Source organism: Raoultibacter massiliensis, from assembly GCF_900199545.1.
Classification (GTDB): Bacteria; Actinomycetota; Coriobacteriia; order Coriobacteriales; family Eggerthellaceae; genus Raoultibacter; species Raoultibacter massiliensis.
This window is the reverse complement of the sequence record NZ_LT962671.1, coordinates 995,979-1,010,287: the sequence shown is the minus strand read 5'-3', so window position 1 is coordinate 1,010,287 and position 14,309 is coordinate 995,979. Positions and strand designations below refer to the sequence as shown.

The 14,309-nt window shown below is 56.0% G+C and carries 14 protein-coding genes; 9 read left to right on the top strand and 5 right to left on the bottom strand.

Translation table 11 applies throughout. From position 1 onward, the window contains the following. Positions 1-6 precede the first annotated feature (6 nt). Complete coding sequence (locus C1719_RS08455) at positions 7-1,212, bottom strand: Mbeg1-like protein (RefSeq protein ID WP_245874441.1); 1,206 nt, start codon at positions 1,210-1,212, stop codon at positions 7-9. Here C1719_RS08455 and C1719_RS08450 point away from each other — a divergent pair, their 5' ends adjacent. The 3 genes from C1719_RS08450 to C1719_RS08440 are packed head-to-tail and all read left to right on the top strand — an operon-like array spanning position 1,213 to position 2,465. After that, the gene (locus C1719_RS08450; protein ID WP_102374701.1) at positions 1,213-1,674 is read left to right on the top strand and encodes an acyl-CoA thioesterase; all 462 of its coding nucleotides are present in this window, start codon (positions 1,213-1,215) and stop codon (positions 1,672-1,674) included. Beyond that, complete coding sequence (locus C1719_RS08445) at positions 1,671-2,129, top strand: low molecular weight protein-tyrosine-phosphatase (protein WP_245874439.1); 459 nt, start codon at positions 1,671-1,673, stop codon at positions 2,127-2,129. The genes C1719_RS08450 and C1719_RS08445 overlap by 4 nt, the downstream gene beginning before the upstream one ends. Positions 2,130-2,171: 42 nt before the next feature. Beyond that, entirely contained in the window at positions 2,172-2,465 is a 294-nt protein-coding gene (locus C1719_RS08440) for a GNAT family N-acetyltransferase (protein WP_102374700.1), read from the top strand. 31 nt (positions 2,466-2,496) lie between these two features. Here C1719_RS08440 and C1719_RS08435 read toward each other — a convergent pair whose 3' ends face one another. After that, positions 2,497-3,081: a TMEM175 family protein gene (locus tag C1719_RS08435; protein WP_102374699.1), complete on the bottom strand. Its 585-nt coding sequence runs from the start codon at positions 3,079-3,081 to the stop codon at positions 2,497-2,499. A gap of 291 nt (positions 3,082-3,372) precedes the next feature. Between C1719_RS08435 and C1719_RS08430 the strand changes: the two genes are divergently transcribed. Then, complete coding sequence (locus tag C1719_RS08430) at positions 3,373-5,472, top strand: HelD family protein (protein WP_180963541.1); 2,100 nt, start codon at positions 3,373-3,375, stop codon at positions 5,470-5,472. 31 nt (positions 5,473-5,503) lie between these two features. On the opposite strand, the gene C1719_RS08425 is transcribed toward C1719_RS08430, so the two are convergent. Further along, positions 5,504-6,136 carry a transglutaminase-like domain-containing protein gene (locus C1719_RS08425; RefSeq protein ID WP_102374697.1) on the bottom strand — a complete coding sequence of 211 codons (633 nt, stop codon included), beginning with the start codon at positions 6,134-6,136 and terminating at the stop codon, positions 5,504-5,506. Positions 6,137-6,315: 179 nt separating this feature from the next. Further along, positions 6,316-6,483: a hypothetical protein gene (locus C1719_RS15725; protein ID WP_180963540.1), complete on the bottom strand. Its 168-nt coding sequence runs from the start codon at positions 6,481-6,483 to the stop codon at positions 6,316-6,318. A gap of 52 nt (positions 6,484-6,535) precedes the next feature. Between C1719_RS15725 and C1719_RS08415 the strand changes: the two genes are divergently transcribed. Next, positions 6,536-7,282, top strand: coding sequence for a GGDEF domain-containing protein (locus tag C1719_RS08415; RefSeq protein WP_146007873.1), 747 nt, complete (start codon positions 6,536-6,538; stop codon positions 7,280-7,282). A 215-nt stretch (positions 7,283-7,497) separates the two neighbouring features. On the opposite strand, the gene C1719_RS08410 is transcribed toward C1719_RS08415, so the two are convergent. Continuing rightward, entirely contained in the window at positions 7,498-8,970 is a 1,473-nt protein-coding gene (locus C1719_RS08410) for a helix-turn-helix transcriptional regulator (RefSeq protein WP_180963539.1), read from the bottom strand. A gap of 171 nt (positions 8,971-9,141) precedes the next feature. Between C1719_RS08410 and C1719_RS15720 the strand changes: the two genes are divergently transcribed. Genes C1719_RS15720 through C1719_RS08390 form a run of 4 tightly spaced genes read left to right on the top strand, consistent with a single transcriptional unit; the run spans position 9,142 to position 14,223 of the window. After that, positions 9,142-9,858: a hypothetical protein gene (locus tag C1719_RS15720; RefSeq protein WP_102374693.1), complete on the top strand. Its 717-nt coding sequence runs from the start codon at positions 9,142-9,144 to the stop codon at positions 9,856-9,858. Then, positions 9,843-12,791 (top strand): molybdopterin-containing oxidoreductase family protein, encoded by a 2,949-nt coding sequence (locus C1719_RS08400; RefSeq protein ID WP_180963538.1) that lies wholly within the window; start codon positions 9,843-9,845, stop codon positions 12,789-12,791. The genes C1719_RS15720 and C1719_RS08400 overlap by 16 nt, the downstream gene beginning before the upstream one ends. Continuing rightward, the gene (locus C1719_RS08395) at positions 12,788-13,426 is read left to right on the top strand and encodes a 4Fe-4S dicluster domain-containing protein (RefSeq protein WP_102374691.1); all 639 of its coding nucleotides are present in this window, start codon (positions 12,788-12,790) and stop codon (positions 13,424-13,426) included. The genes C1719_RS08400 and C1719_RS08395 overlap by 4 nt, the downstream gene beginning before the upstream one ends. Beyond that, complete coding sequence (locus C1719_RS08390) at positions 13,423-14,223, top strand: dimethyl sulfoxide reductase anchor subunit family protein (RefSeq protein WP_102374690.1); 801 nt, start codon at positions 13,423-13,425, stop codon at positions 14,221-14,223. Before C1719_RS08395 ends, C1719_RS08390 begins: the two co-directional genes overlap by 4 nt. Positions 14,224-14,309: the final 86 nt, after the last annotated feature.

Sequence of the window (14,309 nt, the reverse complement as noted above, 5' to 3'; positions counted from 1 at the left end):
CCTTGCCTAGCTTTGGTTCCGATTGTTCGAAGAGGTATTGTACCGTTCTTTTCTCAAAGGTCGCCACGTCAAAGGCGAAGGGCGAAATCTTTTTATCGTTTCGCGCTTGAGGATGCCCCCGAGCGAAGCGATGGTCGAAAGGATGAACTTTCTCGTTTCGGGGTCAAGCCTTCCGCCTTTCCCGACGATCTTTTTCGTATTAGCAAGCAGCTTGCTTTGGAATTCCGCCCAGCTCGATGCTTCGGTGGAAACGAACAGCTCGTAAATCGTATCGATGAAGCGCTCGCGCTCTTCTGCACTCTTGCTTCTTAGCCATTCATCGAGTGCCGCATCGAAAAACACCGCGCTTTTGTTGAGCGTCTCTTGGCATGCGAAATCGCCGTTTTCGACTTCCCAGCTGAAGGGGTTGTGCTGAAAAACCGAAAGAGCAGATGAGCGAACGACTCGGTAGCCGCTTCTGCGCTCGAGGATCATCCCGAATGCAGACGATTCGGGTACGGTCTTATCGAGTTTCTCGTCGAACGAAGCTTCGTCTATCCTTGGGGAGGGATTGTCTAAAAACGAGGGGCCGTCGTGGTTGTATACGGCTGCCACGCGCGCGTAGACCTCTTCGGGGCAGACGAGCGCCGCGTATTCGGCAAGGTTGCCTCCCTTTGAATGGCCGCCGATCACAAGCGGTCCCTCGGTGGCGGAGGCGACGCCCGAAAGGTACGCTTCCGCGGATCTTTGCGAAGGTATCACGCGCTTGAAGCAGAGGTTGAAATCCTCCTTCCAACCCGCAAAGCTCCCATCGGTGCCTCGAAACGCAAGGTAGGCTGCGCCTTGTCCGAGAAAAAGGGTTGTTGCGCTGAACTGCTTCTCGACAACGTTGGAGAATTCGTTTGCATAAAACGCAACCGACATGTCCCGATAGCGCCTGCTGGCCATCAGAGCCTGCATGAAGTCCTTCGTTTCCTTTGCGTCTTCGAGCCAGCTGGCTGCGCAAAGGGTGCTCCAGTCGCTTAGCGCAACGATGTCGTGCAAGCGGGTTTTAGCCCCGTTCGATGCCACAGGTGGAAAGGATCGGTCGAAATTGAAGTAGCAGATAACCGAGCACACGAGACTGTCTACCGCCTGAAACGGTAATTCCGAGAAAGTGCGCTGCTCTTCCTGCATATACGTTACGATATTGCCCATAGCGCCATTGTAGCCGATCGGAAGAAGAAAGAGCATATGCAGGCAACCACAACCATACATGTTCGCTATGGAGAAACCGATATGATGGGCATCGTCTACCATGCGAACTACCTTCTGTATTTCGAAGATGCCCGAACTGATTTTCTCGAGACCATCGGATACCCCTACGCACGGCTCGAGGAGGCTGGATACCTCTCGCCTGTGGTCAACGTCGACGTCTCGTACGGAGCCCCGCTCACCTATGGCGATACGGCCATCGTGAAAACGCGCGTCATCGAATCAAGGCCGACCAAGACGGTCTATGCATACGAGGTCTACAAGCAAGGGCAGGAAATAGGCATCGACAAACCGTGCTGCACGGCCACGAGCACCCACTGCGTTGTCGATGCGAAGACGTTTCGGCCCAAGAGCATAAAAAAGGTCGCCCCCGAACTCTATGAACGATATCGGGAGGTCATGGAACCTGTCGTTCGGGATGAAGCGCAGGTGACGTCGTGAGCCCCATTCGAATCCTGTTCGTATGCCACGGCAACATCTGCCGATCTCCCATGGCCGAGTTCGTTATGAAAGACATTGCGGATCGCCATCGGGAGGGCGCGTTTTTCGATATCGCATCAGCGGCTACAAGCGACGAGGAAACCGGCAACCCTGTGCATCCGGGAACGGTCGATATGCTTTCGAAGGCGGGGATCTCGTGCGAGGGGAAGTTTGCGCGGAGACTGCGCAGCACCGACTACGCCGCATGGGATCTTCTCATCGGCATGGACGAGGCGAACGTAAAGGGCATGCGCCGGATGTTCGGCGGTGATCCCGATAGCAAGATAAAGAAGCTTCTCGAATTCGCGGGGGAAACGGGCGATATCGCCGACCCATGGTATACCGGCGATTTCGGGGCCACCTACGACGATGTGGTTGCCGGCTGTACCGGTCTTTACCATTACCTGCGCGGCTGAATGCGCTAAGCGAACCGAATCCCGTTTTCGGAAAGGATCCCCATGAAGATAGAGCATGATGAGGAAGCCTCCCGGTTTCTTGCGAAGAACGACGAGGGTAAACAGCTCGGGTTGCTCGAATACATTCGAGCCGAAGGAAACGAGCTCTACGCTACGCATACCGAAGTACGTCCGCAACACGAGGGCAAGGGAATCGCCTCTTCCCTGGTAGACGCCCTTGTCGAATATGCCGAGAAAACCGGTGCGACCATCGTGCCGATGTGTCCTTACGTGCTCGCCCGCTTTCGCAAGAACCCTGAGAAATACGCCAATGTAATGAAGCATCGAGGCGAATGACGCGGCGGCAGACTGGAAGACGGATGCTGCGTTATCGATGCTGTTGGAAAACCCGTTCGATGCGCCGTTCGGGAACCACCCAAAGGGCGAGCATGAGCGCATTGAGAATGAATATCAACTCGGGCCTGATCAGCATGCCAAGCAGGAGTGCGACGACGTTGACCCCGATCGATATCCATGATTTGTAGTATTTGTTGAAGAATATCGAAACGGTCTCGTTGTCGTCGGTTGCCTTCTTGAGGTTGAAGGCAACCGCAAAAAACATTACGTCGGCCATCATGATCGCAATGCCAAACGAAAGCTGCGGCGCCAGATCCGAAAAATAATCGCCCATCCACGAAGTGACGAACGGGAAGACGGACAGGCTTAGTATGAAGAGGTTGTTAGCCCACAGCACTTTTCCATTAATGGCTTTCGCCGCCTGGAACATGTGATGATGGTTGTTCCAGTATATGGCCAGCATGAGGAAGCTCACGACATAGATTACAAGGCGATGCCATTCTTCGAACAAAGCGGCAAAGCTTCCTGCTGTCGGCTCATGCAGCTCCAAAACGAGGATGGTCATCACGATGGCGATGACGGCATCGGTAAACGCCTCCAACCTTGACTTCGACATGGTGTTCCTTTCGCGCAACAGCTCCGATCTTCAGTTTAAAGCAGCACGGCGCGGGTTCCGAAATCTGGAATCGAATCGGTATCATTTAGAGACGCATTCGTTGTCCGGAACGCACATGCCGCCTATCTGGGTCGACAAAAAGCTGCATTCCGAATGAGGGGATTTTCCAAACGCTTCTTGCCCAGTCGGTATCTCTCTGCTATGATAACCCATCCATTTATCCAAGCCTATCCGCACGACGCCCGACGCGAAAAACGCGGCCGCCGATCCTTGCGGACCCGAGGAGCACCCATGAACGAACACCAGCGGTCCGGTGCCGATCCGGATCCACAGCCGCGCGCTCAGAACACCGTTTTCCGTGAGGAAGAGGAGCATCTTGAAAGCACGCTCGAAAAAGTGTCGACAGATCTCTCTCGCGCTTCCGAGCTGTTCGAGCGGACCAACGGCGCATACCGATCGACGAAGTTTTACATGTCCGAGAACAGGGGAGAGATCGACCCGCAGGAAATGTATCAAAACGAGCTGTACCTCAAGGAGGTCGATCGCAACGCCGAGGCCGCCTGCCTTTCGCGCGATCGTCTCGCGCAGCTCTACGAGTCTCCCTATTTCGCGCGGGTAGCGTTTGCCCCCGAAGGCGAGACAGAGCCGAAAATCAGCTACATAGGCAAGTTCGCTTTCAGCCATAACGGTTCGATCGAGGTATCTGATTGGCGTTCGCCGGTTGCGGGACTCTTCTACGATTTCGATATCGGGCGCGCGCACTACGATGCGCCTTCCGGCCCCGTGAGCGGTATGCTGAAGGCGAAAAGGCAGATCAAGGTTGAAAGCAGCAAACTTGTGTACGCGGTTGACGATTCCTCTGGTATTCGCGACGAAGTGATGCAGCGCGAGCTCAGCAAAACCTCCGACAGCAAGATGCGATCCATCATATCGTCAATCCAGCGGGAGCAGAACGAGATCATCCGGGACGAGACCGGCGAAACGCTGATCATCCAAGGTGTCGCGGGATCGGGAAAAACCTCCATCGCACTGCATAGGATCGCGTATCTGCTCTACCGTCGAAAGGGGACGCTGTCCTCGAAATCGGTAGCGATTCTTTCCCCGAACAAAGTGTTCGGAGACTACATATCGAGCGTGTTGCCCGAACTTGGGGAAGAGCCCATCTGCGAGCTGGGCCTCGCTTCCATCGCCGCATCGGCCATCGGTTCGAGTGTGGAAATCGAGGCGCAGCGCTATCCCGTCGACGATGCGGATGATGCTTGGCTCGCAAGGGCGCAGTACAAGGGAACGCTTGAATTTGCAGAATCGCTTCGGGCGTACGCCGAGGATGCCCGGTTCGAAGTGTTTTCGGGGAAAGACCTTTCGTTCGGAACACGCACTTTCAAGGGCGACTGGCTGACCGAACGTTATCGAAGCTACGGCAGGCTTGCGATACGGGAGCGCATCGATCTTCTGGCAGGCGAGGTGCTGACGGATCTTGCCGCACGAAGCATCGGCAGCAGGACCGCTCAACCGAAGCGCTTCGAAGTGAGGCAGAAGCTCACCGCCATGCTCGCGGCGAAGGATGCGTTGGGGCTGTACAGAAGATTCTTTGCGGAACGCGGAAGGAAGCATATGCTCCACATGCCAAAGAAAGGCGTGGTGGAATGGGAGGATGCCTGCCCGCTTGCCTTTCTGCAATCGGCATTCGACGGGTTCGAAGAGCTTGCCGATTACAGGCATCTGCTTATCGACGAGATGCAGGACATGACGCCCATCCAGCATCTGCTCATTGCACGTTTGTTTCCCTGCGAGAAAACCATCCTCGGTGATTTCAACCAGATGGTCGATCCCGTCAACGGCATGACGCTCGCCGCGATGGCGACACTGTACGGTGCTTCTCGGGTGTTTCACCTCAAGCAAAGCTACCGCTCGACGCTCGAGATCAACGAGCTCGCTCTGCGGGTGAGACCGGTCTCCGAGCTTGTGGCGATGAAACGGCACGGAAAGGCGGTCCGCTTCGAACGCTGCGGCGATACGCAGGGGGTTCTTGCCCAGATCGGTCGCATCATCGAGAAGTTCGAGAAGGGCGATTCGAAAACGCTTGGCATCATCCACAAATCGGACAAGATTGCTCGCGTCTACCACGAGCTTCTTTCGCAGGATCATCGCGTTCACCTGATCTCCGACGAGAGCGCAACGTTTTCCGACGGCGCAACCATCGCTTCGGTAAAAATGGCGAAGGGCCTTGAGTTCGACGAGGTTGTCATACTTGACGCAGATGCCGGTCAATACGAAAGCGAATACGAGCGCAGCCTGCTCTACGTTGCCATCACGCGCGCCATGCACGAGCTAACGGTTCTGTACCGAATCAAACCCGCAGAGATGCTCGGTTGGGGCCAGCGCGCTTGAGCATGCATTGGCGATGGCGATTCGACGCTGTCTACGCCGAGGTGTCGAGCATAGTGGGAAGGTCCTGCTCTATCATTCTTATGCAGTTGCTGCTTACCTCGAGAATCGCAAGCACCTGATCGGGATGACGAGGAAGCACGGTAAGATAATCCACTTCGCCAATCGATTCGTCTATGCGAAAGACAAGGTAATCGCGGGAAACAAGATCCGCATCAACCCGCGGCGCATCGACCTCCTTCGAGCCGCCACGGGGATCGAGCCTTATCCACGAGTTTTGGTCTGCCGAGCAATAAGCCGTCAATCCATGGAGAAAGAAATGCGGATCGTCGTCAGAGTTCTCGAAAAGCCGCTGATAGCAGAAACCGGCAGGGATCTCCAAGCTCCTGAGCAGGGCAACCAAGAGCATGCCTTTCGTGTAGCACGTGCCATGCTCTTGGAAGAGCGCGTCTTCGGCCGTTCTGATGACGGTGCTTTCGCCGATATCGACCGTATGAGCCACGTCGTCTCGGACGTAAGCGAAGCAGGCGGCAACCTTCTCCGGCTCGCTTACGAGTCCCTTGCAGAGCTCCTGCGCCTTTTGGATGATGGCATCCGATCTGCTTCCCACGTAAGCCGTGCTTTCAAGGTATTCATCGATGCTTGCAACGGGTTCTACCATCTCCATGAGACACTCCAAAGTCGTTATGGCAAATGCTTCCTAATGCATGATAATTGAAGAAATGGGGAAGAGGTGAAATTCTTTGGATTTCCTCTTTTCCCCATGCCGATCCGCTCACCGACACCGCCTCGTCGGAGGATGGCAGACTGCTCTGAATGCGCGGCAGAGGCTCTTCTCGTGCGTGTTTACCGTTCGCTTGGCGACTTCCCTTTGCTCATCTCGATTTGGTTGTGCGCTTCGATCACGCCGTTTTTGACCGCTTTCTTTACGATCAGGTAGAAGACGAAGATCACCAAGGCGTACAGTGCAAGCACGATAATTATTTCAGGAATCCCCATTCCGAGCATTTTCATCTTCACTCCTTCGACGGATAACGACGAAACAAGCATACCATGGCGCCGCTCGGTGCGAACGGGCATTCGGCATCGAGATTCCCTTTCCGACATCGAAACGTACGACATGCTGTACGCCAACGACGCCGTGCGTCGGCTTATCGGAGGGCCTTACGAAGGACGAAAATGCTACGAAGCGATCACGGGCGTCGATGCCCCCTGCGAGTTTTGCACGAATAACCTCTTGAAGCGGGATTCTTATTACGCATGGACTCGCTACAACGAGAACCTAGGCGGCTATTATGCACTGAAAGATCGGCTCAAGGTCATGAGCTTCACTGATTCGCTCACAGGTTTGAAAAACCGCAACCGGTTCATCGCCGACATGGAGACGTTGGACGCGCAGGGGCCGCGAAAGGGATTTGGCGTGGCTTACCTCGACCTGAACGGTTTGAAGGAGGCAAACGACAGCGAAGGGCATGCACAGGGGGACTCGATGCTTTCGATGGTTGCAGACGTGCTCAGAAGCGCCTTCGATGGGTCATCGGTTTATCGCCTCGGCGGGGACGAGTTCTTGGCGATAAACTCAAGTACAAGCGAATCGGCCTTCATGCGGCAGGCGCGCGATGCGTGCGAGCGCCTGGACGAACGCTCCTGTCCTGTTGCCGCGGGACTTTTCTATGCCGTGGAACCTTGCCTTGTCGATTATGCCGTTTCCTGTGCGGATCGGCGAATGTATAAGCAGAAACAAAACTACTACGAGAAGCACCCTGCGCTCGATCCCAGGCGAGCTGCACGCAATGGCTTCAAGATCAAATAGAAAAGCGTTGCATTTTGCGCCATACGATAGCCCGCTTCGATCAGCTTCTTGCAGGTAAAACCAATCCAGCAACAACTCGGACCATGGATTAACAATATCCGCAGACTCTTAATCCCCCCGAGGCATGCCTGTAATTGAATTCGAGCGTGCGCTTCTCGAGGCGTATTCGCAAGGCAGGCAAGGCCTCTAATCTAAGATCCCTTGTCGAGGGAGTGCTAGGGCAATGGTTGGCTGGCGTTTATCTGCTTGTCGACGTAGTCGTTTAACTCGTTGCGAGAATGGATGTCGAGTTTGGCGTAGATGTTTCGCGTATGCGCCTTCACGGTATAAGGCGAGAGAAAAAGCTTGTCGGCGATCTGTTGCGTGCTTTTACCGCGAACCAGCAAGAAAAAGACCTCTTTCTCTCTTTCGGAAAGCCGTCCTTGCCGGGCGGCTCGCTCGGCCGCCTCCATCCACCATTTTACAGGGCGCTCTTTGTTTTCAAGGGCATCGAGGGCGGGTTCGTCAACAGGGAGTAGCAGCGCCTTCATCTTCGATTCGGGGAAAATCAAAAACGCAGCAATGATGCAAAGAAAGACCATTGCGAAAGACAGAAGGTAAAGAAGCTCAAGCTCCGAGGCGACGCGAATGAGCAACGCACCCGCTACGTTGCCGATGAGACTTCCTAGCGATATCGCCGCCATGCCGAATCCGAAAAGCTTCATTGGGTTCATGCCAGATTGGAAAACGATATAGGCAAGAATGCAACGGTATAGCATGGTAAGGAAATGAACAATGGCGAGGCAAAGGATGCTGAGCATCACAGGCGACGAGTTGAATACCGACGGCGACAAGACGGTTACCAGAAGCAATGCGATCGCCAAGTGGTATATCCGCCCGAAAGGGAAGGCTCCTTTAACGGTGACAACTGCGCAGACGAGGGCGATCGTCACTATGAGCAAAAGGCAGATCGAGAAGGACGATACGAACATACTCGAATCCCTTGGAAGCACGGAGGCGACGTAGGGCTCGAATATCCTCATGGCTATTGCGTAGATGGTCATAGCGACAAACAGACCGATGAAGGGGCGGTTGAATTGGGAGGTAGATTTAGCTGAAGGCTTTGCCGTGCTGCTTCTCGTTGGTATTTGCAGGATGACGATAAGCAACGGCGTCAAGCAGAATAGGACGAGAGAGAAAATGCGCGGGGATCCGACGACGAGGAAATAGTACAAGCCGGACTGGAAAAGCGTTTGCGCGAATCGCAGGGTTGCGCGTTTGGGAGCTTGGGAACAAAACGGAACGATGCATTTCAGGAACAGAGGAACAAGGCTCGCTCCCGTCAGGATGCTTGCGATCGCGTAGATGGCGGCATAGGAGCTGGAGCCGATTGCCCCCTCGTCGGCCAGCTCGAATAAAGCGATGGTTGAGACGATGCAGAGCGTCGCAACGCCTGCCGAAGCGAAAAGCGCCGAAGGGGATAGAAGCCGTGACGATACCTGCTCGGGCAAAACCGCAGCAAGCAGGAAGACGACGATCGATCCGATCTGGATAAAAGTGAAGAGTCCGAATACGTTCGACGCCGAAATGAAATCGTAGAACTCGAAAGCCCGCGAAAAGGCAACTGCCGACCATCCAAGCCACAACGCAAGCCCAACATAGTTAAGGCTGGGATATTGAGCAAAAAGCTTCCCAAGTACGTTTTTCATAATCCCCCCAGTAAGCGACCTATCTCCTCGTGACATAAAGCATAACCGATCATGGTTCTACGGGATTAGTTCGAAAAGAACTAATCGAGCGAGAACGTTTAGTCCGCGCCTCTCTATGCGATCCGTTTCGCCCCTCGGTATGGTTGGTGCGGATTGAGAGAAGGGAGACGAATGAATCACGATAGCCAAGCCAGCGTTGAGGGGACTGCCGAGAACGGCCTGGATCGCGATCGCGAAGCGGATGCCGCTCGCGAGGGAGCGGCCCGAGTCGCGTCAGCTCTCGAGCGCAACCGCAAGCACCAAGAGATGCTCTACAGGACGCTTTTGCACTGTGGCGAACCCCGTCGATTCGAAGAAGTCGAGGCCTTTATAGCCCGCCAACCGGAAATGACGTACGGGCAGATTCTTCAGGCACCGAGAACACTCATCGGGTTTTTAGTCGATGCGGGCGGTATCGAAGCAACGGCCGCCCCATCCGAACCTCAGGGATTGATTGACGGCGAAGAGCAGGTGCTCGTCACTACGGCGGCGGGGTCTTTGGCCGCAGAAGCATTCCACCCTCTGATTCGACTCGAATCGCTGCTGCGCGCGAAGCCGTTGCGCAGCGAGGCGTTCCTCTTCTTTCTGGAACTATGCGTCAAGCCGCAATCGTACGCGCAAATAGAACGCTCCTATAAAAGCGAAAGGAAAACGCTCTGCATCGCTTCCGATGCAAGCGTTTTGGAGGCCGATTATTTTGTGTCGCAGCTCGAGAGGGCTGGTGGCTTGGTTTGGAAGAAAGCATGGACGACAACGGAGGAAGGGAGGCAGTTTGCCGAGCGTATGAGACGAGAGGGAGAAATGCAACCAGGGAGCACAAAGGAGGATTGTGCATGTCGTATAGCATAACAAGACGCGGCTTCACGAAGCTCGCGGCGCTTGCGGGCGTCGCTGCTGCAAGCGGTCTTACAGTGAACAACATGGTTGAAACGCAGAGGGCATGGGCCGAAGACGAGGTGGAGGAGATCCATACCTGTTGTCGCGCCTGCATCAACAACTGCGGAATTATCGCGACCGTGCGCAACGGGCGCGTTGTCGAGCTCAAAGGAGATCCCATCGACGTTCTGACCGAGGGAAGGATCTGCCCAAAGGGCCTTGCGGGCATCCAGGCCCTGTACCATCCGAACAGGCTTAAGTACCCCATGGTTCGCGTGGGTGCAAAGCCCGGAAACGATTGGGAGCGCGTATCGTGGGACGACGCAGCCGAAAAGGTTGCCCGAGCTCTGATCGAGATGAGGGACAAAACGGGTCGGCGCGGTCTTCTGTGCACCACAGGCGGCGGTGGAAACCCGCAGTTCTTCTCCATCAACCGATTCCGCAACTTCTGGGGTGCTGGAGATCTGTTCGAGCCAGGGCAGGCTCAATGCTGGCTCCCCCGATTCTGGGCGACCGACAAGGTAAGCGGATGCGCCGCTCCGTCGATGGCGGACATGAACACCGTCGAGCTCTTCAAGCCCGCAAAATACGAAGACCAGGCCGAGGTAGTGGTGCTGTGGGGAACCAACCCCGCATGGCACTCCCCGGCAGCTTCCGGCATGGTTATGACGAAGCTGCGCAAGATGGGCTGCAAGACAATAGTCATCGATCCGCGATTGACGCCCGATGCCTCGAAGGCGGACGTATGGCTGCCCATCAAGCCCGGCACCGACATAGCGATGATGCTCGGATGGATGAACTACATCATCGAGAACAAGCTGTACGAGAAGATTCCCGGATACGAGACGTTCACCGAGAAGTTCACCAACCTCCCGTTCCTCGTCGACGCGCGCGACGGCGTCAAGCTCCCGCCTGTAGCCCAGGATCTGACGACCGACGGCATGCTTCTCAGGGCCTCGGATGTGTTCGAAGATTGCGATGTCGAAAACGAAGGTTACGTTTATTACGACAAGGAGAAGGGTCTGACGAAGGCGTTCGCCCTTGGCCCCGACAACGAGGCGGAGTATCAGCCCGAGCTGTTCGGTACGTTCGACGTCACGCTCAAGGACGGATCGGTCATCCAATGCAAGACGGCCTTCCAGGCGTATAAAGACCGCTGCGCTGAGTGGACGCTCGAGAAAACCGCCGAGGTTACCGGATGTAATGCCGACCAGATAAAGCAGGCTATCGAGATCTATTGCTCGAGCGGCCATGGTGGAATCGTGATCGGCGTGGCGACTGACCAGCAGCCGAACTCCGTTCAGGCGGCTCTCGGCGTAGCCGCGCTCGATTCGATGACAGCGCACCTCGGTCACTACGGCTGCCCCTCGATTGACCTGGGCGTCGACCCGCTCGGATCGATCATCAACCCGCCGGCGCTGTTCGGACCGACCAACTACCCGTTCTACCCGCAAGAAGAGATCGTCCACCGTCTCGGCTACACCGAGCATAAGGCGTTGGGCAAATGGCAGCATTCCCATACGCCCACCTGCCTTTCCGCGGCGTTGACGGGCGAGCCCCATCAGCCGAAAGTTTGGATCGAGCGTTCGGGAAATAAGATGGTCGCGCTTGCAAACGCGTCGTCGTGGCTCGAGGCGATTCCCAATTTCGATTGCATCGTGCAGGGCTTTATGTATCCCACCTCGTTTACGACGGAAGCCGCCGATATCGTGTTTCCGACATGCGAGTGGCTCGAGACGTTCTTCTTGCAACCCCGCATGAACTACATGCTTATCAGGCAGCCTGTGGCGCGGTTGTTCGAAGCGGCAGACGAGATCATGATGTGGTCGAAGATCGCCGAGGCGATGTCGCATCCGGGCACCGATCTGTACGACGAGAACATGGAAGCATCGTTTGACCAGGAGAAGATCGGCGAGGGCGTGCTTCCTTGGTTCAAGTCTGTGGAAGAGTACTACGATAAAGCTTCCGGCCTTGTCGGCTACAGCAGCTTCGAAGAAGCCAAGAAGTCCCTTCCCGCTGCAACGACTCCCGATGACGAGTTCTATCTGGACGGGCCGTACGATGAGCGCAACTACATGGCCGTCGGCGAGGACGGTTTGTACAAGGGGTTCACGACCGCGCCTCGGGATATCGTCGATTCGCCGAGAAAGAGCGGGCCGTATGCCGACCAGCTGCTCTACATCGGTCGTCATGGCGAAGAGGCGTTCGAGATGCCGTCGTCGTCGGTCGATTACAACCCGATGCCGTATTACTACGAACCCGAGGACGGCGTCTTGTACGGCGATCAGTATCCGCTGATCCTCACGCAAGGCAGGCTTCCGCACAACCACCATGGCACCTTGCGTAACAATCCGTACCTGCGCGAGCTCTATCCCGCGCCGGAACTTTGGATCACTCCCGCCGATGCCGAGAAGTACGGTATCGAAAACGGGGATTGGGTCAACATCAAGTCTCCCCGTACCGACGGTCTCGATGTGTTCCGCGATATCTCTACGGGCATCGATCCTGAAACCGGACAGGCAATCGAAGGTCGATCCACCGAGTTCAATCCGGGAGACGAGTTGACGGCCGAGGGGCAGAAAGCTGCTGCCGACGGCATCTATGCGCAGGCGACCGTTACGCTGGGCATTCCCGAAGGGTGCGTGTACATGGAGCGATTCTGGAATCCGGAATTTCTCGAGGACGGCTCCGACGGACGCAAGTCGTGGACGCTTATGAACGTGAACATGCTGACGAAAAACACCGGCTACTACAATCCCGAAATTGGTTCGTATTCTCTGCGAGCCGTAAACGTGAAGATCGAAAAGGCAAGCAAACCCGAGGGTATTTGGTACGAGCCGACAGACTTCGAGCCGTGGATGCCTGTTCCCTCTGATTCGACTGGAGGAGGTTGTTCTCAATCATGAGTCGCTATGCATTAGTGGTAAACGTTGACCGCTGTATCGGCTGCCATGCGTGCGAGATGGCATGCAAAGTTGAAAACGGGGTCGCTTTGGGAAGCTATTGGAACAAGGTCGTGCAGGTTGGGCCTATGGGGCAGTTCCCCGATTTGCATGTGTACTGGCTGCCCGTCCAGTGCCAGCAATGCGAAGACGCTCCTTGCGTTCACGTGTGTCCGACGGGCGCGAGTTACCGAAACGAAGAGGGGATCGTTCTCGTCGACAAGGACAAGTGCATCGGATGCAAGTACTGCATGATGGCGTGCCCCTACGGCGTGCGGTCGTGGAACGTCAAGGAAAACGTCGTCGAGAAGTGCACGCTCTGCGCGCAGCGTACCGGGTCGGGCGGACTCCCCAAATGCGTTGAGGATTGCTGCGCCGACGCCCGTTTCTACGGGGATCTCGATGATCCGGAGTCTCCTGCCGCGAAGGCCATTGCCGAAGCCGAGGCTGATTCGGTTCATTGCCTGACCGATGTCGGGAATCGACCGGCTACGCGCTACATCTTATCGGAACGCATAGCCCCGTGGATCGAAAGTGGGAATCTGCAGCCGATAACGCCTGATTGGCCGGAAAGCAGTTGGAAGGAGAAGGTGCAATGAGCATACAGTGGTCCCTTGTTCTGTTTACGGCGTTGACCGGGCTCGCTGGCTGGCTGTTTGCATGCGTGCTGATCTCGGAATGGACGAATCGGGCGGAGCGGACGAGATTTATCGCGATGCTTTCGGGCCTTGTCCTGATGGCTGTCGGCGGCTTTGCCTCGGTGCTGCATCTCTCGCATCCCGAGAACATGCTTGCAGCTTTGAGCCATCCGACTTCAGGTATTTTCATCGAAGCGGTTTTGGTCGGAATCTCGGCTCTGTGCGCCATCGTGTATCTGGTTTTGCATGCAAGGAAGGCTTCCGATACGGTTCGCAAAGTGTTTCTGGTCATCTCGGCTATAGCCGGCGTCGCCTTGTCGTTCATGGCTGGCTCGTCGTACATGATGAGCTCGTGCCCGGCGCGGGATACCCCCTTGCTGCCTCTCGGGTATCTGGGAACCGCTTTGGCGATGGGCTCCCTTGCCTACCTCGCGCTCGTCGGTGCTCGCGGTTCGAAAGAAGATGCGTCCTTTTTCGCGAAAGTCGCTCTTGCGGGATCGCTCGTCGGGGTTGTGCTTGCGGCGCTGTACGTTTTCATGGTCCCCGAGGTTCTTAATGCGGCTGGATCGTGGGCGATAGCAGCGGTTGTCGGCAACCTTGCAGCTGCGGTTTGCGCCGGCGTTGCGATGAAGAAGCCTGAAAGCGCAACCGCGCTCGCCGCAGTGGGATGCGTTCTCGCCCTGGGTGCGGGGATGGCGTTTCGTTGTGCGATGTGGCTTTCGATGGTGCCGATTAACGATTTCTTCAACATGATTTAGTTTTCGAAACACCTTTGCCGCCGATTTGCTGCTAATCGATGCCGTCCGCCCCGATGGGCGGACGGCCGGCAAAGGTCTTCGGATTG